18 protein-coding genes are annotated in these 21111 nt (G+C 65.9%); 16 read left to right on the top strand and 2 right to left on the bottom strand.

Features of this window, described 5'->3' with window-relative positions; translation table 11 throughout:
- Nucleotides 1-145 precede the first annotated feature (145 nt).
- The 5 genes from R2N03_RS00915 to R2N03_RS00895 all read left to right on the top strand — a co-directional run bounded on the left by R2N03_RS00915 (nucleotide 146) and on the right by R2N03_RS00895 (nucleotide 9354).
- The gene (locus tag R2N03_RS00915) at nucleotides 146-4435 is read left to right on the top strand and encodes a YhdP family protein (RefSeq protein ID WP_316653998.1); all 4290 of its coding nucleotides are present in this window, start codon (nucleotides 146-148) and stop codon (nucleotides 4433-4435) included.
- A 5-nt stretch (nucleotides 4436-4440) separates the two neighbouring features.
- Nucleotides 4441-5319: a carbon-nitrogen hydrolase family protein gene (locus R2N03_RS00910; protein WP_316653996.1), complete on the top strand. Its 879-nt coding sequence runs from the start codon at nucleotides 4441-4443 to the stop codon at nucleotides 5317-5319.
- A 36-nt stretch (nucleotides 5320-5355) separates the two neighbouring features.
- Nucleotides 5356-6819, top strand: coding sequence for a metalloprotease TldD (tldD, locus tag R2N03_RS00905; RefSeq protein WP_316653994.1), 1464 nt, complete (start codon nucleotides 5356-5358; stop codon nucleotides 6817-6819).
- A gap of 378 nt (nucleotides 6820-7197) precedes the next feature.
- Nucleotides 7198-8277: a 3-deoxy-7-phosphoheptulonate synthase AroG gene (gene aroG, locus R2N03_RS00900; protein ID WP_316653992.1), complete on the top strand. Its 1080-nt coding sequence runs from the start codon at nucleotides 7198-7200 to the stop codon at nucleotides 8275-8277.
- Nucleotides 8278-8451: 174 nt separating this feature from the next.
- Nucleotides 8452-9354 carry a mechanosensitive ion channel family protein gene (locus tag R2N03_RS00895; RefSeq protein WP_316653990.1) on the top strand — a complete coding sequence of 301 codons (903 nt, stop codon included), beginning with the start codon at nucleotides 8452-8454 and terminating at the stop codon, nucleotides 9352-9354.
- A 71-nt stretch (nucleotides 9355-9425) separates the two neighbouring features.
- On the opposite strand, the gene R2N03_RS00890 is transcribed toward R2N03_RS00895, so the two are convergent.
- Entirely contained in the window at nucleotides 9426-9983 is a 558-nt protein-coding gene (locus R2N03_RS00890) for a cob(I)yrinic acid a,c-diamide adenosyltransferase (protein ID WP_316653988.1), read from the bottom strand.
- A 132-nt stretch (nucleotides 9984-10115) separates the two neighbouring features.
- Between R2N03_RS00890 and R2N03_RS00885 the strand changes: the two genes are divergently transcribed.
- From R2N03_RS00885 to R2N03_RS00835, 11 genes are all read left to right on the top strand, one after another.
- Nucleotides 10116-11534, top strand: a complete 1419-nt coding sequence (locus R2N03_RS00885; protein WP_316653987.1) for an FAD-binding oxidoreductase — start codon at nucleotides 10116-10118, stop codon at nucleotides 11532-11534.
- Nucleotides 11535-11561: 27 nt separating this feature from the next.
- Entirely contained in the window at nucleotides 11562-12452 is an 891-nt protein-coding gene (locus R2N03_RS00880; protein ID WP_316653985.1) for a LysR substrate-binding domain-containing protein, read from the top strand.
- Between the two features lie 302 nt (nucleotides 12453-12754).
- Complete coding sequence (locus tag R2N03_RS00875) at nucleotides 12755-14248, top strand: FAD-linked oxidase C-terminal domain-containing protein (RefSeq protein ID WP_316653982.1); 1494 nt, start codon at nucleotides 12755-12757, stop codon at nucleotides 14246-14248.
- A gap of 13 nt (nucleotides 14249-14261) precedes the next feature.
- Nucleotides 14262-15170 (top strand): ion transporter, encoded by a 909-nt coding sequence (locus tag R2N03_RS00870; RefSeq protein ID WP_316653981.1) that lies wholly within the window; start codon nucleotides 14262-14264, stop codon nucleotides 15168-15170.
- Between the two features lie 23 nt (nucleotides 15171-15193).
- Entirely contained in the window at nucleotides 15194-16327 is a 1134-nt protein-coding gene (glcE, locus tag R2N03_RS00865; protein ID WP_316653979.1) for a glycolate oxidase subunit GlcE, read from the top strand.
- 12 nt (nucleotides 16328-16339) lie between these two features.
- Nucleotides 16340-17584 (top strand): glycolate oxidase subunit GlcF, encoded by a 1245-nt coding sequence (glcF, locus tag R2N03_RS00860; protein ID WP_316653977.1) that lies wholly within the window; start codon nucleotides 16340-16342, stop codon nucleotides 17582-17584.
- Nucleotides 17585-17636: 52 nt separating this feature from the next.
- Nucleotides 17637-18014: a CidA/LrgA family protein gene (locus R2N03_RS00855; protein ID WP_316653975.1), complete on the top strand. Its 378-nt coding sequence runs from the start codon at nucleotides 17637-17639 to the stop codon at nucleotides 18012-18014.
- Nucleotides 18011-18742, top strand: a complete 732-nt coding sequence (locus R2N03_RS00850) for an LrgB family protein (RefSeq protein WP_316653974.1) — start codon at nucleotides 18011-18013, stop codon at nucleotides 18740-18742. Before R2N03_RS00855 ends, R2N03_RS00850 begins: the two co-directional genes overlap by 4 nt.
- Before the next feature lie 168 nt (nucleotides 18743-18910).
- Nucleotides 18911-19306, top strand: a complete 396-nt coding sequence (locus R2N03_RS00845; RefSeq protein WP_004631619.1) for a VOC family protein — start codon at nucleotides 18911-18913, stop codon at nucleotides 19304-19306.
- Nucleotides 19307-19364: 58 nt separating this feature from the next.
- A complete protein-coding gene (locus tag R2N03_RS00840) occupies nucleotides 19365-19844 on the top strand; it encodes a cupin domain-containing protein (protein ID WP_316653963.1) in 480 nt (159 codons plus the stop codon).
- Nucleotides 19845-19886: 42 nt separating this feature from the next.
- The gene (locus R2N03_RS00835; protein WP_316653961.1) at nucleotides 19887-20585 is read left to right on the top strand and encodes a helix-turn-helix transcriptional regulator; all 699 of its coding nucleotides are present in this window, start codon (nucleotides 19887-19889) and stop codon (nucleotides 20583-20585) included.
- 4 nt (nucleotides 20586-20589) lie between these two features.
- Here the strand turns inward: R2N03_RS00835 and R2N03_RS00830 are convergent, their stop codons facing one another.
- A complete protein-coding gene (locus R2N03_RS00830; protein WP_316653959.1) occupies nucleotides 20590-21087 on the bottom strand; it encodes a glutathione peroxidase in 498 nt (165 codons plus the stop codon).
- Nucleotides 21088-21111 lie beyond the last annotated feature (24 nt).

Below are 21111 nucleotides of genomic sequence, written 5' to 3'. Positions count from 1 at the left end.
GGAAACATCCATTCTCGCTGAAATGTGCGACTTGCCGGTCAGTGGCCACCGACTTCCGCGGGCACCCGCTGTGCTTGGGACTCTGCGGGGGTGGTGCCAGGCCGCCAGGGTGGCGCCGCCCCGCGAATATCGGATAATCCCGGTCATGCCTCGCCCGCCCCAGCCCCCAGAATCGCCGAAGTCCGACGGCGGACACGCCAGCACCCTGTCCCCACGCCGGACCGGCATGCGTGCGGCCGGACGGGCTGCCTGGACGTGGCTGGCGCACGCAACGGGCGCGATCGGCGACGGCATCGCGGCCACCGTGCGCGCTCCTGTCTGGTCTCAGCTGTGGCGCATCCTGTGGAAGACGCTGGCGGCGCTGGCCGTGCTGGCCGTGATCGGCATGCTGCTGGTGCGCCTCGTCCTGTGGCCGCGTGTGAGCGTGGCGCGCGAATGGATGGAGCGGGAGGCCTCCAGCGCACTGCATGCCACGGTCAGCATCGGCTCGCTCGAAACGTACTGGGAAGGCTGGCACCCCGCCTTCCGCGCCCAGCGCATCGACGCGCGCGACGCCGCCGGCCGTCGTACGTTCGGCGTGCAGGATGTCCAGGCGCGGCTTTCCTGGCGATCGCTGCTGCGCATGGAAATCACGTTTGCCATGCTGCATGCAAGCCGCGCCGACGTGCTCGTCCGCCGAACCCCGCAGGGCGCGCTCCTCGTGGCGGGCATGCCGCTGTCACCCGATACCAGCGGCGACGGCGGCTTCTTCGACCAACTGCTCGCCCAGGGCGACATCGATGTGCGCGAAGGCGCCGTGCGCTGGCTCGACGAACAGCAGAAGCTGCCGGAAGTCGCGATGGGCAATGTGCGCATCCAGTTGCGTAGCGGTCCCACGCGGCACCGGCTGGACGCCAGCGGCACTTCGCCCACGCTCTTCAACGGTCCGATCCAGCTGCACGCCGATTTCCGCCACGACCTGCTGGCACGCCCTGGCGACTGGCGCCATTGGCATGGCCAGGCCAGTTGGCAGGTCAACACGCTGCAAGTGGCCGAAATGCAGCGCTATGTGCCGGTGCTGGCTTCCGCCAATAGCGGCACGCTGTCGTCTGACGGTTCGGTGGAGTTTGCGGACGGCGTGTTCACACGCAGCCAGGCACGCCTGACGGGGCAGCAGCTTGACCTGCAGCTCCGCAAGGATCTCGACCCGCTGCAGCTGCGCAGCCTGCAAGTGCTGGCGGTGCACCGGCGCGCCAACGGCGGCGAGCACATCCTCAACGTGGACACCCTGCTCTGGCAGCCGCTGAACCCGCCGGCGCAAGCGGCCCAGCCGCCAGTGCCCGAACTGGCAGGCCCCGGCATCGAAGCCCCGGCCAATCCCGCAGGCACCCCGCGCGGATTGCGCAACGTCACGGTTGGCTGGGCTCTCGATGCGCGCGATGCCCTGCGCCGCTTGCAGGTCAAGGCTGCGACCGTGGACCTGGCTGACCTGCGCAGCATCGCCACCACGCTGCCACTGCCGGCCGCCGTGCTGGAGCCCTTGCGCGCGAGGCAGCCGGCCGGCCGCATGGACGATCTCGACATCAACTGGCGGCGCGATGTCTCTCGCTGGCGGCCGAGCGCGCCGGCGCCGGTGCACTTCACCGGCCGCGCCACACTGCGGCAAGTGTCATTCGGGCCCGGCCCGCTGCCCGCTGTCCCGCCTGGGCATCACCCCGAGCCCGCCATGCCTGGTGTGGAGAATCTTTCCGGCAATGCCGTGTTCTCTGACGACAAGGGCACGCTGCGCATCGATTCCGCCGATGCCGCCCTGTTGCTGCCTGGCACCTTTGCCGAGCCGCGTGTGCCGTTGGACCGTCTGCAAGGGACCTTCCAGTGGACATACCGCAAACAGGAGCTGGTGGTCACGAGCGACAACCTGGCGTTCTCCAACGCTGACTTGTCGGCCCGCCTCACAGGGCGCTACCGCCGTGCGCCCGACACGAGTCATGTCGGCACCGTTGACCTCAAAGGCACGTTGGAGCGCGCCGATGTGCCGCGCGTGCCGCGCTATCTGCCGCTGTCCCTCGGACCACACCTGCGCGACTACCTGACGGGGGCACTGCAGGCCGGAACGGCCAGCAACGTCAGCTTCGTGATGGCGGGCGATTTGCTGGACTTCCCGTTCCGCTCACCGAAAAAGGGTGCCTTCCGTGTCGAAGTGCCGATCCAGGACGTCACGTACCAGGTCGCCCCGGCCGAAGCCGCTCACGCGTTGCCCGGCCGCATACCCACGTACCCGGGCGAATGGCCGGCATTCACCAACATCGACGGCACGGTCATCTTCGACAAGGCTTCGCTGGCATTCAAGGTGGCACATGCGAAGGTGATGGGCACAAACCTGGAGGACGTCAGCGGCAGCCTGCCCGACATGGGCGACCACAATCCGCTGCTGACCATCGAAGGCCGCGGCGACGGCCCCACGCAGAATTTCCTGCAGTTCGTCGAGGCCAGCCCGGTCGGCCAATGGATCGGCCATTTCACCAAGGACGCGCGCGCCCAGGGGAATGCTGCCCTGGCACTCAAGCTCGACCTGCCGCTCAATGAGATGCATTCGACGCGCGCACAAGGCAGCCTCACCTTCCTGCGCAACGACATCACCCTGGTTCCACAGGCGCCGCCACTGACCGAGGTGACGGGCGCGCTGACCTTCACGCAAAAGGGCATCGGCTTCAACAACCTGCGCGCACGCTTTGCGGGCGGTGAAATCCGCCCGACCGGCGGCACTGCGCCCGACGGCACCATCCGCATCCAGGTGACGGGCACGGCCTCGGCGCAGGGCTTGCGTGAAACGGCTCCGGAGGGTAGCCCGGTCGCCGCAATTGCCCGCACGCTGGAGGGCAGCGCGCCATACAGCGCCACGGTCAGCGTCCGGCAGCATCGGCCCGCCATCCAGGTGCAGTCGGACCTCACGCCGATGACCGTGCGCTTACCGGCCCCGCTCAACAAGGCGGCCGGGCAGCCCCTGCCGGTACGTTTCGAAATGCAGCCGCTGGCAGCCAACAACGCCCTCGACGAGATCACGCTGCAGATCGGCAACATCGCCAGCGCCCGCTATGAGCAACGCAGTAGCGGCGATGGCGTCGAGGTGCTGCGCGGCGGCATCGGTGTGCGGCAACCGGTGCCGGAGCCGCCTGAAGGGGTCCAGGCCAATCTCGCGCTGGACCAATTGGACATCGACGCCTGGCGCCAGGTGTTTGCCGCGACCACACCCGCCAGGACCGCCGGCCAGAACGCATCCGAGAACGCTGCCGGCAATGCCGCTGGCAGCCGCAATCCTTATCTGCCCAACCGGCTGAGCGCGCGCACGCAAACGCTGCGCATGCTGGGCCGAGACTTCAACGCGGTGCGCGTCGATGCCACGCGTGACGGCGCCAATTGGCAATCGACGGTGGAGTCGCGTGAGATTGCGGGCACCGCCCGCTGGCACGCCGAAAGCGCCGCCGTGCCCTTCGGCGAACTCACCATGCGGCTGTCACGCATGAGCATCCCCGATGCCCAGGAAGAAACCGCGCTCACCGAATCGCTGGCGCGCAGCTCGCAGGAAATTCCGTCGCTCGACCTCATTGCAGACAAGTTCGACCTGCGCGGCAAGGCGCTTGGCAAGCTGGAAATCAAGGCCCGCAGCCAGATGACAGAGGGCGCACCGATCTGGACGCTGGACACGCTCAGGATCGAGCAGCCAGCGGCCACGCTCACCGCACACGGCACGTGGCGCATCCCACGCCGCCTGGGCAACGGGGATGACCCTGAGCGCCGGACCCTGCTCGATTTCCACCTGGATCTGCGCGACTCCGGCGACCTGCTGCAGAACATGGGCTTCGCCAAGGTGATCGACGGCGCCAAGGGCAAGCTCGAAGGTCGGGTCGTCTGGCGCGGCTCGCCGATGTCGATCGACTACCCCACGCTGAACGGCCGCATGACCCTGGACCTGGAGCGCGGCCAGTTCCTGCACGTCGATCCGGGGCTGGCCAAACTGGCGGGCGTGCTGAGCCTGCAGGGCCTGCTGCACTTCGCCACCGATCTGCGCGGCGCAACCGGACGTGGCACGCCATTCGACAGCGTGAAAGCTACCGGCACCATCGCCAACGGTATCGCGCACACGGACGACTTCTCCGTCAGGGGCCCGCAGTTCCAGGTGGCCATGCAGGGGTCGGCCAACATTCTGGACGAGACGCAGGACCTGCAGGTGAGGGTCACGCCCAAGGTCGACGCGACGTCCGCCTCGCTGGCCGCGGCATTCATCAATCCGGCGATCGGGCTGGGCACCCTGGCGGCGCAATTGATCCTGGGCGAGCAGATGTCGAAGGCCTTCGCCACCCAGTACCACATCACCGGCGGTTGGGCGGATCCCAAGATCGAGAAAGTCGCGTCCGACGGTAGTTCGGGCAGCCCATCGCAAACCTCGGCAAAATAGGCGTCATGACTTCCACCACAGCGACCACGTTGACGCACGCTCACGCGGCATCCGGCTCGGATGCGCCTTTCGAGGCACCTTTCCGGGTTGCGGCCATCCAGACCGTCACGGGCATCGACGTAGACACCAACCTGGCGCGCGCCGAGGCGCTGCTTGCGGAAGCCGCCGCACAGGGCGCGCAGTTGGCCCTGCTTCCCGAATACTTCTGCATGATGGGCCGCAAGGACAGCGACAAGGTCGCCATCCGCGAGGAAGACCAGAACGGGCCCATCCAGAGGTTCTTGGCCGATGCCGCGCGCCGTCACAAGCTGTGGCTCGTCGGTGGCACGCTGCCGCTGTGGTGCGAGGACGCGCAGCGCGTGCGCAACACGTCGCTTGCCTATAACCCTGACGGTCTGAGGGTCGCGCGCTATGACAAGATTCATCTGTTCAACTTCGTGCGCGGCGAAGAACGCTATGACGAAGCCCGCACCATCGAGGCGGGCGACACGCCGGTCGCATTTGATGCGCCATGCGGACGCGTCGGCATGTCGGTGTGTTACGACCTGCGCTTTCCGGAGCTGTACCGGGCCTTGGCAGCGCAAGGCAACCTCAACTTGATTCTGATGCCGGCAGCCTTTACCTACGTGACGGGCGCCGCGCACTGGGACATCCTGCTGCGTGCCCGCGCGGTGGAAAACCAGTGCTACGTGCTCGCCGCCGCACAGGGCGGGCACCACGAAAACGGCCGCCGTACCTGGGGCCACTCCATGCTGGTCGATCCGTGGGGCGAGATCATCGCCGCCGTCCCTGAAGGCGAAGGTATCGCCATCGGGGACATGGACCCGGCACGCCTTGCACAGGTGCGCCGCGACCTGCCGGCCCTGAAGCACCGTGTGATGTAGCCCAACCGAAGTCTTTTGCGAAAAGCGAGAACCACCATGAACGCAGGCGACATCGCCATTCAGAATCTGTCCATCGCGCGCCGCGTGCTGCTCGACCCGTACGGCCTCGACGAAGCGCACCTGCAGCGCGCGCTGGCCGACATCTTCACGCACCGCGTGAACTATGCCGACCTCTACTTCCAGTACACCCGCAACGAGGCGTGGAGCCTGGAAGAAGGCATCGTCAAATCCGGCAGCTTCAGCATCGACCAAGGTGTGGGCGTGCGCGCCGTGTCGGGCGACCGCACCGCGTTTGCCTATTCCGACGACATCAGCCTGCCCGCGCTGATGCAGGCCGCCGGTGCCACGCGCACGATCGGCAAAGCCGGTGCCGGCCGCGTGAAGGTCGCCAGCAGCCTGGCGAGCACCCCGGGCAGCCACTCGCTCTATGCACCGAACGACCCGCTCGATTCGATGACCGCCTCCGAAAAGGTTGCCCTGCTCGAGCGGATCGAAAAGCTCGCCCGCGCCAAAGACCCGCGCGTGGTGCAGGTGATGGCCGGCCTGGCCGGTGAATACGACGTGATGCTCGTTGCGCGCAGCGACGGCGTGATCGCCGCGGATGTGCGCCCGCTGGTGCGCATCTCCGTGACCGTCATCGCCGAGCAGAACGGGCGCCGAGAAATGGGCAGCTCGGGCGGCGGCGGCCGCTATGCCTATGGCTATTTCACCGACGAACTGCTGCGCGAATACGTCGACGAGGCGGTCTCCTCAGCGCTCGTCAACCTGGAAGCCAAGCCAGCACCGGCCGGCACGATGACGGTGGTGCTCGGCCCGGGCTGGCCCGGCGTGCTGCTGCACGAGGCCATCGGCCACGGCCTGGAAGGCGACTTCAACCGCAAGGGTTCGTCGGCGTTCTCCGGTCGCATGGGCGAGCGTGTGGCCGCCAAGGGCGTCACCGTGGTGGATGACGGCACGCTGGCAAACCGCCGGGGCTCGCTGAACCTCGACGACGAGGGCAACCCCACGCAGTGCAACACGCTCATCGAAGACGGCATCCTGACCGGCTACATGCAGGACACGCTCAACGCGCGCCTGATGAAGATGCCCGTGACCGGCAACGCCCGCCGCGAGAGCTACGCCGCCCTGCCGATGCCGCGCATGACCAACACCTACATGCTCGGCGGCGACAAGGACCCGCAAGAGATCATCGCCAGCGTCAAGAAGGGGCTGTATGCGGTCAACTTCGGCGGCGGCCAGGTCGACATCACCAACGGCAAGTTCGTGTTCTCGGCCAGCGAGGCCTACCTGATCGAAGACGGCAAGATCACCGCCCCGGTGAGGGGCGCAACGCTGGTCGGCAACGGACCGGAATCGCTCAAGCAGGTGAGCATGATCGGCAACGACATGCGGCTCGATTCGGGCATCGGCGTGTGCGGCAAGGAGGGCCAGAGCGTACCGGTGGGCGTCGGCCAACCGACACTACGTATCGACAACATGACGGTGGGCGGCACCGTTTGACGCATTGCATGGCCGTGACCTTGGCGCCGCGCGCGCGGCAACATCGCGCTTGCGGCCCCCATGAAAAGGGGTTATAAAGATGGTTCGATTGGTGCGGCGCAGTAGCGCTTCCCTGATTTTTGTTGCCTGACCCAGCTTTCTCTCCATGTCCTTCGCCAAGTTTTTTTACTTTTACTTTTGGCATCTCGCACCGCTGGCGGAAGGAGAGGGGCGCTTGCAGCAAAAATAAAAGCACCCAGCAGATACCGAAAACCGCCAGCGACCCTGGCGGTTTTTTTTCGCCCAGTCTCCGCCCTACCCCGGCACCGACGCGAAACATGATCCGAACACAGTAGACGTTTCCAATACACGAACCAAGACATCCCCCTGGAGCTTTCCATGCCGAAGAACACCGATGATTTGCGCATTCGCGAACTGAAAGAGCTGACGCCGCCGTCGCATCTGATCCGCGAATTCCCGTGCAGCGACACCGTGTCCGACCTGATCTACCAAAGCCGGAACGCGATGCACCGCATCCTGCATGGCATGGACGACCGCCTGATCGTCATCATCGGCCCCTGCTCCATCCACGACACCAAGGCAGCGATGGATTACGCCCGCCGCCTGGTCGAGCAGCGCGAGCGCTTCAAGAACGAGCTGGAAATCGTGATGCGCGTGTACTTCGAAAAGCCGCGCACCACGGTCGGCTGGAAAGGTCTGATCAACGACCCGTACATGGACGGCAGCTTCAAGATCAACGACGGCCTGCGCACCGCGCGCGAGCTGCTGATGAACATCAACGAGCTGGGCCTGCCCGCCGGCACCGAATACCTCGACGTGATCAGCCCGCAGTACATCGCCGATCTGGTGAGCTGGGGCGCCATCGGCGCGCGTACTACCGAAAGCCAGGTGCACCGCGAACTGGCTTCCGGCCTGTCGTGCCCGGTGGGTTTCAAGAACGGCACCGACGGCAACGTGAAGATCGCCGTGGACGCCATCAAGGCCGCATCGCAGCCGCACCACTTCCTGTCGGTCACCAAGGGCGGCCACTCGGCCATCGTGTCGACGGCGGGCAACGAGGATTGCCACATCATCCTGCGCGGCGGCAAGGCGCCCAACTATGACGCGGCCAGCGTGCAGGAAGCCTGCGACGCCATCTCCAAGTCGGGCCTGGCCGCCCGTCTGATGATCGACGCCTCGCACGCCAACAGCAGCAAGAAGCACGAGAACCAGATCCCGGTGTGCGAAGACATCGCCCGCCAGATGGCTGCGGGCGACAACCGCATCGTCGGGGTGATGGTGGAGTCGCACATCAATGCCGGTCGGCAGGACCACGTGCAGGGCACGCCGGTGTCGGACCTTGCCTATGGCCAGAGCGTTACCGACGCCTGCATCGGCTGGGAAGATTCGGTGAAGGTGCTGGAAACGCTGGCCGACGCCGTGCGCAAGCGCCGACTGGTACCGGGTAGCGGCAACTGACACGCCGTCAGCGTGATTGGGGAAGGACGCCTGCGGGCGTCCTTTTTCTTTGCGCGCGCATCAAAGCGCGGATCTATAACAAATGTGAGCAACAAGTACCAAAGTCACGCAAGTGCGTTGTCTTTGGCATATGGTTGGTGGGTTCCCCCTGCTCATTCCTTCCCGGAGGCAACCATGGCAGACAACCTGGTGGACACCACCGTTAATACCGCAAGCAAGTATCAGGCGATCATCGCGCAGTACGCCGCCGACGTCGGGATGAAGGTCCTCGCCGCCATCGTCTTCTGGGTGGTCGGTCGCTGGCTCATCCATGTGGCGGTGCGCATGGTGCAGGGCTCGCTGGAGCGGCAGAAGGTCGACCCGACCGTGCTGCGCTATGTGGGCTCAGTCATCACCGTTACGCTGAACGTGCTGCTGGTGATCGGCATCCTGGGCTACTTCGGCATCCAGACCACGACATTCGCAGCGCTGATTGCCGCCGCCGGCGTGGCGATCGGCATGGCGTGGTCGGGGCTGCTGTCGAACTTCGCGGCGGGTGCATTCCTGATCGTCTTGCGGCCGTTCAAGGTGGGCGACTTCGTGACGGCCGGCGGCGTCACCGGCACGGTCAAGGAGATTGGCCTCTTTGCCACTGCGCTCAACACACCCGACAACGTGGTCACGATGGTTGGCAACAACAAGATCTTTTCCGACACGATCCAGAACTACACAGTCAACCCGTACCGCCGGGTCGAGCTGAAAGCCCAGTTGGCCGGCAGCGCCGACCACCGCGCCGCCATCGCACTTCTCAGGGAAAAGGTGAGCGCCATTCCGAATGTGCTGGCCGACCCGCCGGTCGATGTGGAAATCCTGGAATTCAACCTGGTCGGGCCGGTGCTGGCGGTTCGCCCTTACACGCACAACGACAACTACTGGCAGGTCTATTTCGACACCAACCGAGTCATCAGGGAGGCGCTGACCGAAGCCGGTTTCCCGGCACCCACGCCCTCGCAAGCCCTGACAATCACAACGCCGGGCCAGTTGCAGGGCTTGGCCGCCGTGGCGCAAAGCGCGGCCACGCCGACGAGCGTGAACTGATCGTTGTCCTGCCCCAGCAAAACGGCCCGGGCAAGCACCGGGCCGATTCGGCTTTGCTGAACGGATGGCGCTTACGCTGGCTTGTGCGCGTCGCGCTCCCACAGGACATCGGTACCGCCATCTGCACGGTTGAGTACGCGCGCCAGCACAAACAACAAGTCCGATAGCCGATTGACGTATTGGCGCGGCGCTTCTCCGAGCGCCTCTGTGCGGCCGAGCGCGACGATGCTGCGCTCCGCACGACGCGCCACGGTGCGGCAGACATGCGCCTGCGCCGCCGCACGGCTGCCGCCGGGCAAAATGAATTCGGCCAGGCGCGGCAGATCGGCGTTGTAATCGGCGAGCCACTGGTCCAGACGCAGCACGTGTGCGGCCGTGACCATCGTGTAACCGGGAATGCACAACTCGCCCCCCAGGTCGAACAGGTCATGCTGGATGGCGGTGAGGGCGGCACGTACGCCCTCAGGCAGTTCCTCGGTCAGCAGCACGCCAATGTGCGAGTTCAGCTCATCGACGTCACCGATGGCGGCGATGCGCATGCTGTCCTTGACGGTACGGCTGCCGTCGCCAAGTCCGGTGGTGCCATCGTCGCCGGTGCGCGTGGCGATCTTGGATAAGCGGTTGCCCACGGGGCGTCTCCCTTGATGCTGTGCAATGTTGCAGACCACCATTATCGCAAGCGGCAGGGGCCCCGGCGTTAGAATGATGGTCGATAGAGCTCCAAAACTGCGGCCCCAGACCGCAGCCACCCGCGAGACGCCATGAATCACCCCGCACCGCCCTCCCAACTGATCCGCAAGCCGATTCCGGCGGCCATGCTCGACGCGCTGCGGGCCCGTTTCGGCGATCGGCTCTCCGTCAGCGACGCCGTGCGCGCCCACCACGGCCGCGACGAATCCGCCTACGACCCGATGCTGCCCGACGCGGTGGTCTTCGCGCAGACCACGGAAGACGTCGCGACGGTTGCCAAGCTCTGCCACGCGCACGAGATTCCGCTGATCCCCTACGGCGCCGGTTCGTCGCTCGAAGGGCATCTGCTGGCGGTGGCCGGTGGCGTGAGCCTCGACCTCTCGCAGATGAACCACGTGCTGTCGGTGCATCCGGAAGACTTGACGGTGACGGTCGAGCCGGGCGTCACGCGCAAGCAGCTCAACAACGAGATTCGGGATACCGGGCTCTTCTTCCCCATCGATCCGGGCGCGGATGCATCCATCGGTGGCATGTGCGCGACGCGCGCGTCCGGCACCAACGCCGTGCGCTACGGCACGATGCGCGAGAACGTGCTGAACCTGACGGTGGTCACCGCTGACGGCCGCGTCATCAAGACTGCCAATCGCGCGCGCAAATCGTCGGCGGGCTACGACCTGACACGCCTCTTCATCGGCAGCGAGGGAACGCTGGGCGTCATCACCGAGATCACGCTGAAGCTGTACCCGCAGCCGGAGGCGGTGTCGGCCGCCGTGTGCGCGTTCCCGAGCATGGGCGACGCGGTGTCCGCCGTGATCGACACCATCCAGATGGGCGTGCCGATTGCGCGCGTGGAGTTTGTCGACGCGCTCGCCATCCGTGCCATCAACCAATACGACAAGCTGACGCTGCCCGAGCTGCCGACGCTGTTCTTCGAGTTCCACGGCTCCGAACACGGCGTCCAGGAACAAGCCGAGACCGTCCAGCAGATCGCCGCGGACCACAAGGGCCAGGGCTTCGAATGGGCCACGCGCCCCGAAGACCGCAGCCGCCTGTGGAATGCGCGCCACAACGCCTTCTTCGGCTTCCTGCAGCTCAAGCCGGGCTGCCGCGCCGTCACCACCGATGTGTGCGTGCCGATCTCGCGCCTGGCCGAGTGCGTGGTGGAAACGGAGAAGGACCTGCGCGCCAGCCCGCTGCAACTGCCCGCGCCCATCGTCGGTCACGTGGGCGACGGCAACTTCCATGTCGCGTTGCTGATCGATCCGGACAAGCCGGAAGAACTGGAAGAAGCCGAGCGCATCAACCAGCGCATCGTCGCGCGTGCCATTGCCATGGACGGCACCTGCACGGGCGAGCACGGCGTGGGCCTGCACAAGATGGACTTCCTGATCGCCGAGCACGGCAACGATGCGATCGACCTGATGCGCAGCATCAAACAGGCGCTGGATCCGAAGCACATCCTGAACCCCGGCAAGATCTTCCACCTGTAACCGACTCACCCACCCGCGACCGCCCGCATGTCCTCTGTCTTCAAGCGCGTCCCTCCGCTGCATCTGCTGATTGCCTTCGAGGCCGGCGCGCGCCATGCAAGCTTTGCGCGTGCGGCCGAGGAACTGTCGGTGACACCCAGCGCGGTGTCCCACCGCATCAAGAATCTGGAAGAGCTGTGGGGCGAAGACCTGTTCGTGCGCACCGGCACGGCGCTGCGGCTGACCGCCGCCGGGACGCGCTATCTGCGCAGCGTGCAGATCGCGCTCAACACGCTGCATGAGCTGGCGCGACCCGAGTTCAGCAAGCAGCGCGCGCGGCTGCGTGTGGCGATTCCGCCCACCTTTGGACGCCAGCACCTCGTGCCGCGCCTGCCCGAGTTCAACGCGCTGTACCCACACATCGATCTGGAGCTGCACCTGGCCATCCCGTTCCTTGACGTGAAGGCCGAAGACACCGACGTCGAAATCCGCTACGGCACCGGCCGCTATCCGGATCTGAAGACGACACCGCTGCTCAACGAGCGCGTCTTCCCGGCGTGCGGGCGGGGCTATTTCGAGCAGATCAGCGGCAATACCATCAACGAGCCGTCGCAACTGCTGAATCTCACGCTGCTGCGCAGCCCGCTCGAGCCGTGGCGCCCGTGGTTCGAAGCGGCCGGTCTGGATGCGCCGGAGCCGGCGACCGGATCGCTCTTCAACGATATCGGCCTGATGCTGGAGGCAGTCGCGTCCAACCAGGGCGTGGCGCTGGTGCGTCAAGCCATGGCGCGCAACTGGCTGGCCTCGGGGCAGATCGTGCGGTTGCTGGACATTGAATCGACATCGCCGCATGGTTACTACATCGTCCAGCGCGAGCAGGCGCCGATGAAACCGGAGGCGCAGCATTTCGTGGATTGGCTGCTTGGGCTGGATTGGTGAGTACCTGATGGATAGAGCAGATCGTCCCCCTGCCACCCAAAGGAACGAAGTTGATCCGTTCCGTGCGGAATTCGGAGGCTTGAGCTTCTCCGTCAAGGGTCTAGGCTTCGATCGCGGAGGCGCGAGGCCCGCCTGAAACACGCCCAGCCTCCGTGCTGCGCGGCGATGAACCAGATTGGCCCCCACCGCGAGCCAAATTCATCGCAGCAAAAGTCTTTAACACGCCGCGCGGCGCGGCGGCCGGGCTATAGTGCCTCCCACCCCGGCCACCGCTGCCGGGCAGAACCATGAGAGACACCCCCATGAACGCGCCGTTGCCCACCGCCACCCGTGATCAATCTGCCCTGCAGGCCGAACTGACCGCAGCGCTGTCGCAGATCGTTTCCGAAGACGCCCTGCTCTGGGAACGCGAAGATATCGTCCCGTATGAATGTGACGGTCTCGCCGCATATCGGCAGGTGCCGCTGGCCGTGGTGCTGCCGGATACCGAATCGCAGGTCATTGAAATCCTGCGCGTATGCCACCGCATGGGCGTGCCCGTGGTGCCGCGCGGCGCCGGCACGAGCCTCTCGGGTGGCGCCATGCCCACGCCGGGAGGGCTGGTCCTGTCGCTGGCGAAATTCAAGCGCATTCTCAAAGTCGATCCGTACACCCGCACCGCCGTGGTGCAGCCGGGCGTGCGCAACCTCGCCATTTCGGAGGCGGCCAATCCGCATGGACTGTATTACGCGCCTGACCCCTCGTCGCAGATTGCCTGCACGATCGGCGGCAACGTGAACGAGAACTCGGGCGGCGTGCACTGCCTGAAATACGGCCTGACGGTACACAACGTGCTGCGCGTGCGCGCGGTGATGATGGACGGCGAGGTCGTGGAGTTCGGCAGCGAGGCGCCCGACGCACCCGGCCTGGACCTGCTCGCCACCATGATCGGCTCCGAGGGCATGCTGGCCGTGGTGACCGAGGTGACCGTGCGCCTGATCCCCAAGCCGCAGCTTGCCCAGGTGATCATGGCGAGCTTCGACAACGTGGAAACGGGCGGCAACGCCGTGGCCGACGTAATTGCCGCGGGCATCATTCCGGCCGGGCTGGAAATGATGGACAAGCCCGCCACCGCCGCGGTGGAAGAGTTCGTCCGCGCGGGCTACGACCTGGACGCCGCCGCCATCCTGCTGTGCGAATCCGATGGCACCCCCGAAGAGGTAGCCGAAGAGATTGCCCGCATGAGCGAGGTGCTGCGCGCCTCGGGTGCCACGCGCATCCAGGTATCGCAAAGCGAGGCCGAGCGCCTGAAGTTCTGGAGCGGCCGCAAGAACGCGTTCCCGGCAGCGGGGCGCATCTCGCCTGACTACTACTGCATGGACGGCACCATCCCGCGCAAGCACATCGGCACGCTGCTGCGGCGCATCCAGGCGATGGAGCAGAAATACGCCCTGCGCTGCATCAACGTGTTCCACGCGGGTGACGGCAACATGCACCCGCTGATCCTCTTTAACGGCGAAGACCAGGACGAATGGCACCGCGCCGAGCTGTTCGGATCGGACATCCTCGAGACCTGCGTCGAGCTTGGCGGCACGGTGACCGGTGAACATGGCGTGGGCGTCGAAAAGCTCAGCTCGATGTGCGTGCAGTTTTCGGCCGAAGAGCGCGACGCCTTCCTGCGGGTGAAGGCCGCCTTTGACCCGGCGCGCCTGCTGAACCCCGACAAGGCCATTCCCTCGCTCGCGCGCTGTGCCGAATACGGCAAGCTCCACGTGCGCAACGGCCTGCTGCCGCATCCGGATCTGCCGCGCTTCTGATACGGAATCGGCCATGAATCCGTCCCGTAGCGACCGGTGGCATGCGCATAACGCGCGCCTGGCCGCGTACCTCGGCAAGCCCCAGCACGAAGGCTGGCGCAGACGGTGGTACACCATCGTCTTCGAGGCCGAGACGCCCGCCGGCCGGCGGTTTGACGAGCTGTTGCTGGTCGCCATCGTCGCCAGCGTGCTGGTCGTGATGCTCGACAGCATCCCCAGCGCGCGCGATCGGGCCGGGACGCTGTTTGCAGTACTGGAGTGGCTCTTCACGCTGCTCTTCACGGCAGAATACGTGATGCGTATCCTGGTCGTGCGCAAGCCGCTGCGCTACGTGCTGAGCTTCTACGGCATCATCGATTTCATTTCGATCCTGCCGACGTGGCTGGCCATCTTTACGCCCGAACTGGCCTATCTGCTCGACGTGCGGCTACTGCGGCTGCTGCGGGTGTTCCGTGTGCTCAAGGTGACGGTCTACTTTGAAGAGGCGCAGGTCCTGCTGCGCGCGCTCGTCAATGCGCGGCACAAGATCTTCGTGTTCCTGGGCACGGTGTTCATCATCACCATCATCCTGGGCACCGTCATGTATGTGGTGGAGGGGCCGCAACACGGCTTCACCAGCATCCCTGTCAGCATGTACTGGGCGGTCGTCACGCTCACCACCACCGGCTTCGGCGACCTGGTGCCGCGCACGCCGCTGGGGCAGTTCATCACCTCGATCACCATCCTGCTTGGCTACAGCATCATCGCCTTTCCGACCGGCATCATCGGTGCGGAACTGGTGACCAGCATGCGCCAGAGTTCGCCGTCAAGGCGCACCTGCACGCACTGCGCAACCGAGGGGCACGACGCAGACGCTGCTTTCTGCAAGCGCTGCGGCAGCAAGCTGCCCCCAAACCCAACGGAGACCGCGCGCAGCGAGTAAGCTGCCGCGCCCAACGCGTCACCATGCAAACCACGCCAGACACCACTCTTTCGCCCACGCTCGCGCGTTTCCGCGACGCCATCGCGCAAGCCGTCGACAGCCGCACGCCGCTCACGCTGCGCGGCGGCGGCACCAAGGATTTCTACGGCCGCGCGCCCGCTCCCAACGGCACCGTACTCGACACGCGCGAGTGGTCGGGCATCGTCGATTACGACTGCGCAGAGCTGGTCATCACCGCCCGCAGCGGCACGCCGCTTGCCGACATCGAAGCCGCGCTGGCCGAGCATCGGCAAATGCTGGCATTCGAGCCGCCGCACTTTGCCGTGGACGGCAGGCAAGCCACCGTGGGTGGCGCTTTTGCTGCCGGCCTGTCCGGCCCGCGCCGGCAGTCCGTGGGTGCACTGCGTGATTTCGTGCTCGGCGCCGTCGTGATGGACAGCCGCGGCGACATGCTCAATTTCGGTGGCCAGGTCATGAAGAACGTGGCCGGCTACGACGTGTCGCGCCTGATGGCCGGAGCACTCGGCACGCTTGGCCTGGTCGTGCAGGTGTCGATGAAGGTGCTGCCGATGCCGTTCTGCGACGCCACCCTGCGCTTTGCGATGCCGCAGGCCGAAGCCATCGACACGCTCAACCGCTGGGGAGGCCAGCCGTTGCCCATCGCGGCATCCGCGTGGATCGACGGTGCACTGTGGGTGCGACTGTGCGGCGCCGATGCGGCCGTGCGGGCGGCCATCAGCAAGCTCGGCGGGGAGCGCGCGGACGAAGCGCAAGCGGCCACATTCTGGCGCGACCTGCGTGAGCAGTCGCACGCGTTTTTCGCCCGGGCCGTGCAAGGCAGCCTGCCGCTGTGGCGCATTGCGCTGCCGCCGGCAACGCCGCCGCTGGCGTTCGGTCAGGCCTCGGCCGACGAGCAACTCGTCGAATGGGGCGGAGGCCAACGCTGGTGGATCGACACCGCCAACACGCCTGCCAGCGTCATTCGCGATGCGGCCGCCAAGGCCGGTGGCCACGCCACGCTGTTCCGCAACGGCGACCGCACAAGCGACGTGTTCACACCCGTCGCTGCGCCTTTGATGGCCGTGCACAAGCGCCTGAAGGACAGCTTCGATCCGCACGGCATCTTCAACCCGGGCCGTCTGTACGCCGACTTCTAACGCAAGCTCATCATGCAAATCACGCTCGCGGCGTTCCTGCGCAACACTCCTCAAGGCGAAGAAGCCCAAAGCATCGTGCAGAAGTGCGTGCACTGCGGCTTCTGCACCGCCACCTGCCCGACCTACCAACTGCTCGGCGACGAGCTGGACGGCCCGCGCGGGCGCATCTACCTGATGAAGCAGGTGCTCGAGGGCCAGCCCGCCGGGGAGGCCACGCGCCTGCACCTGGACCGCTGCCTGACCTGCCGCAACTGCGAATCGACTTGCCCGTCCGGCGTGACCTACGGGCGCCTGGTGGAGATCGGCCGCAAGATCGTCGACGACCAGCTCGATGCGAAAGGAGAGTCTCGCCCGCTCGGCGAACGCGCCGTGCGCTGGGCACTGCGCGAAGGGTTGACGCGGCCGGCGCTGTTCGGCTCCGCACTCAAGCTCGGGCAGGCCGTGCGGCCGATGTTGCCGCAGGTGCTGCGCAACAAGGTGCCAGCCAAGCAGCCTCACGCCGGCATGCGGCCAAGCACCGCACACGCACGCAAGATGCTGCTGCTCGAAGGCTGCGTGCAACCCGCCATGTCGCCCAACATCAATGCCGCCACGGCACGCGTCTTCGACAAGCTGGGCGTGCAGCTCATCAGCGCCGACCGCGCCGGGTGCTGCGGCGCCATCCGCTACCACATGAACGACCATGCCGGCGGCCTGGGCAACATGCGCGCCAACATCGACGCCTGGTGGCCTTACATCGAAGCGGGCGCCGAGGCCATCGTCATGACCGCCTCCGGGTGCGGGGTGATGGTCAAGGAATACGGCCACCTGCTGCGCGACGATCCTGCCTATGCCGAGCGCGCGGCACGCGTGTCGGCCATGACGCGCGACCTGTGCGAGGTACTACCGGCGTTCTCGCAGCAACTTCTGCAGAAGGCCAAACCCGAAGCACAACGCCCCCGCGTGGCGTGGCATCCGCCCTGCACGCTGCAGCACGGGCAGCAGATCCGGGGGGCGGTCGAAACGCTGCTCGGCTCGCTGGGCGTGGACGTCAAGCTTTGCGCCGACAGCCACCTGTGCTGCGGTTCGGCCGGTACGTACTCCGTACTGCAGCCGGAGCTGGCCTACCGACTGCGCGATGACAAGCTCGCCAAGCTGCAAGCGACGCAGCCCGAGCGCATCGTCAGCGCCAACATCGGCTGCTTGACGCATCTGCAGAGCGGCACCGACACGCCCGTCGAACACTGGATCGAACTGGTCGACCGCATGCTGGCCTGAAACGAACGCAGCCGGGTTCTATACTTGGCGCTTCGTTTCACCCGGAGGCCCCATGCTGCAAACCTTCGCGATCCTGTTGACGTTCCAGTCAGTGGGAGAGCTGTTGACGTATTCGCTGCACCTGCCAGTGCCCGGTCCGGTAATCGGCATGGTGCTGCTGGTCATCTACCTGCTGATGGACAGGGGCCGCGTGCTCGAAGTCATGCAGGGCACCGTCAGCGACCTGCTGCGACATCTGACCATCCTGTTCGTGCCGGCCGGCGTGGGCGTCATGACGCAACTGAACCGCATCGGGCAGGAATGGCTGCCCATCGTGGTGGCGACCGTCGTGTCGACGTGGCTGTCGATTGCCGCCGGTGCACTCGTCACCCGCGCCCTGATGCGCCGCTTGGGTGACAGCGGCGAAGGCAACGAGGAGCTGGCCCCATGAACGCAATGGCTCCCAACCTGCATCAACTCTGGGTCTACCTGGCCGCCAGCCCGCTGCTGGGCCTGACCGCCACGCTCATCGCCTACCTGATCGGCGTGCGCCTGCACGAGCGCAGCCGCTTCAACCCGATGGTCAATCCGCTGCTGATTGCGGTGGTCATCCTGGGCTCACTCCTGACCGTGACGGGCACGCCGTACAAGACCTACTTTGACGGCGCGCAGTTCGTGCACTTCCTGCTGGGGCCGGCCACCGTGGCGCTGGCGGTGCCCCTGTTCCAGCAGTGGGCGAAGCTGCGCCGCCACGCGCTGCCCCTGATTGGCGGGCTCCTTGCGGGTTCGGTGGTGGCGGTGGTTTCAGCCGTGGGCATTGCGTGGCTGTTGGGCGCATCGCCCGAAACGCTGCGCTCGATGGCGCCGAAATCGGTGACGATCCCGATCGCCATGGGCATCTCGGAGAAGATCGGCGGCGCGCCGACCATCACGGCGGTGCTGGTGCTCATTACTGGCATTGTCGGTGCCACCACCACGACGCGGCTGCTGAACCTGCTGCGCGTGCGCGAGTACAGCGTGCGTGGCTTTGCCACCGGCATTGCGGCGCATGGCATCGGTACGGCGCGCGCGTTTCAGGTGAATCCGGAAGCGGGCGCGTTCTCGGCGTTGGGCATGGGCCTGAACGGCGTGCTGACGGCGGTGCTGGTGCCGCTGATGGCGGGCTGGATTCCACACTAGGCAAGACGCCCCCTTGCGCCCGGCATGGTTGGTCTGGGCGATCTGATTGCGGCTGCCGCCCTCCTGCAGGCTCCTGACAGAACGCTGTCAGGAGCCCCCCGCCACAATCGCTCCACCTTAACGAGACGGGCTTCCCCCAGCGCCTGCCTCACCCACCGGAGCGACAACATGGCAAGCGTCATCAACTGGTTTGAAATCCCGGCCAACGACTTCCCGCGCGCGGTGAAGTTTTACGAGAACGTTTTCGACACGCAGCTCAAGCAGGAAGACATGGGCGACCTGACCATGGGCGTGTTTCCGGCGGGTGAGACGACCATCCACGGTGCGCTGGTCAAGGGCGAAGGTTTTGCGCCGTCCGACAAGGGCAGCGTGGTGTACCTGAACGCACCCAACCTGGATGCCGTGCTCGAGCGAGTGAACGGCAGCGGCGGCCAATGCGTGTTCGGCCCGATGACGCTGCCCGACCACATGGGGCGCATCGCCCACATCGTCGACACCGAAGGCAACCGCATCGGCCTGCACGAGCCGGATGCGAAGACGCAGGCGTACCTGCTTCAGCAGTAAGGCCCACGAGGCCGGTGCGCGGGTGCCGGCCTTCCCTACAAAAAACGAGAAGCGCACCATGCCGAGTCAATCGCCGTACCTCATGCGCGCCGCCGACATTGCAGCGCGCACGCAGTCGTTTTCGCACCCCTGGAACAGCCTGTCGGAAATCCACGGCACGATGATGGGCCGGCTGCTCGGGCTCAAGCGCACCGGCGTGAATTTCGCACGGGTGCCGCCGGGTAAGGAATCGTTTGTCTATCACTCGCACCAGCGCGAGGAGGAATGGATCTACATCCTCTCGGGCGAGGCGCAAGCCGAAATCGATGACAGTGCCTTCATGGTCCGTGCGGGGGATTTCCTGGCCTTTCCGACCGGCGTCGCACACCATCTGCGCAACTGCGGCAAGGACGATCTGCTGTACCTGTGCGGCGGCGAGCATCTCAATATCGAGATCGCCGATTTCCCGCGGCTGGGCAAGCGCATGCTGCGCCGCGGTGAACAGGTGGACATCGTGGACATGCATCCGCAACGCGAGCTGACGCCCTTTGGCGCCTAGAGACACACCATGCGGATTGCGCGCGGCGCCAAGCGCACTACAATGCCGCGCATGACTCGCCGCGCCGACCGTCTCTTCCAGATTGCGCAAATCCTGCGAGGCCGCCGTCTAACCACGGCGGCCATGCTCGCGGATCGGCTTGGCGTTTCCGAGCGCACCGTCTATCGCGACATCCGCGATCTTTCCATCTCGGGCGTGCCGATCGAGGGCGAGGCGGGCATCGGCTACCGCATGCGCGCGGGTTTCGACCTTGCACCGCTCATGTTCACCCCCGATGAAGTCGAAGCGCTGGTGGCTGGGGCACGGATGATCAAGGCGTGGAGCGGCGGCGCCATGGCAGGCTCGGTGGAAGCCGCGCTGGAAAAGCTCATGGGCGCCCTGCCCGCCGAGCGGCGCACCGAAGCCGAGACCACGCGCATCTTCGCGCCGGGCTACGGCATGAACAGCGAGGTGAAGCACGTCTTCGACGCGCTGCACGCCGCGCTCGGCCGCCAGGCGGTTGCAAGACTGGCGTACCGTGACGCGCAGGGCCAGTTGACCGAGCGCTGCATCCAGCCACTGGGGCTGTTCTTCTGGGGGCAGGTCTGGCTGGTGGCTGCCTGGTGCGAGCACCGCCAGGATTACCGGACGTTCCGCCTCGATCGCTGCGTCAACGTCGAGATTCTGGAGCGCCACTTCGCCGAATCCGCCGAGCGCTCGCTGGCGGATTTCATGCGCAAGGTCCGAGGGTCGTCAGACTAAGTCGTCAGAGCGGATCGGGCTCGGCCAGCAACGTTTCGATATCCCCGGCAATTTCCTCGGGCTTGGTCAGCGGCGCGTAGCGCTTGTAGACCGTGCCGTCGCGGCGCAGCAGGAACTTGGTGAAGTTCCACTTGACGGCCTCGGTACCCAGCACGCCGGGCTTTTCCGACGTCAGCCACTTGTAGAGCGGATGCGCGTTCGCCCCATTCACGTCGATCTTGCTGAACATCGGGAACGAGACGCCGTAGTTCTTTTCACAGAATGCGCCGATCTCATCCGCTGCGCCCGGCTCCTGCTTGCCGAACTGATTGCACGGGAAGCCGAGCACTTCCAACCCCTTCTCGTGCAGGCGCTTGTACAGCGCCTCCAGCCCCGCATATTGCGGCGTGAATCCGCACTGGCTGGCGGTATTCACAATCAGCAGCACCTTGCCCTTGTACTGCGACAACGGCACGTGCTGGCCCGTCAGGGAATCGGCTTCGAATGCGTAGACGTCGCTCATGGTTGTTCTCCGGCACACCGCAAC

Origin of the sequence: Ralstonia condita (genome assembly GCF_958405655.1) — a bacterium.
GTDB lineage: Bacteria > Pseudomonadota > Gammaproteobacteria > Burkholderiales > Burkholderiaceae > Ralstonia > Ralstonia condita.
This window is presented reverse-complemented; position numbering and strand designations above follow the sequence as displayed.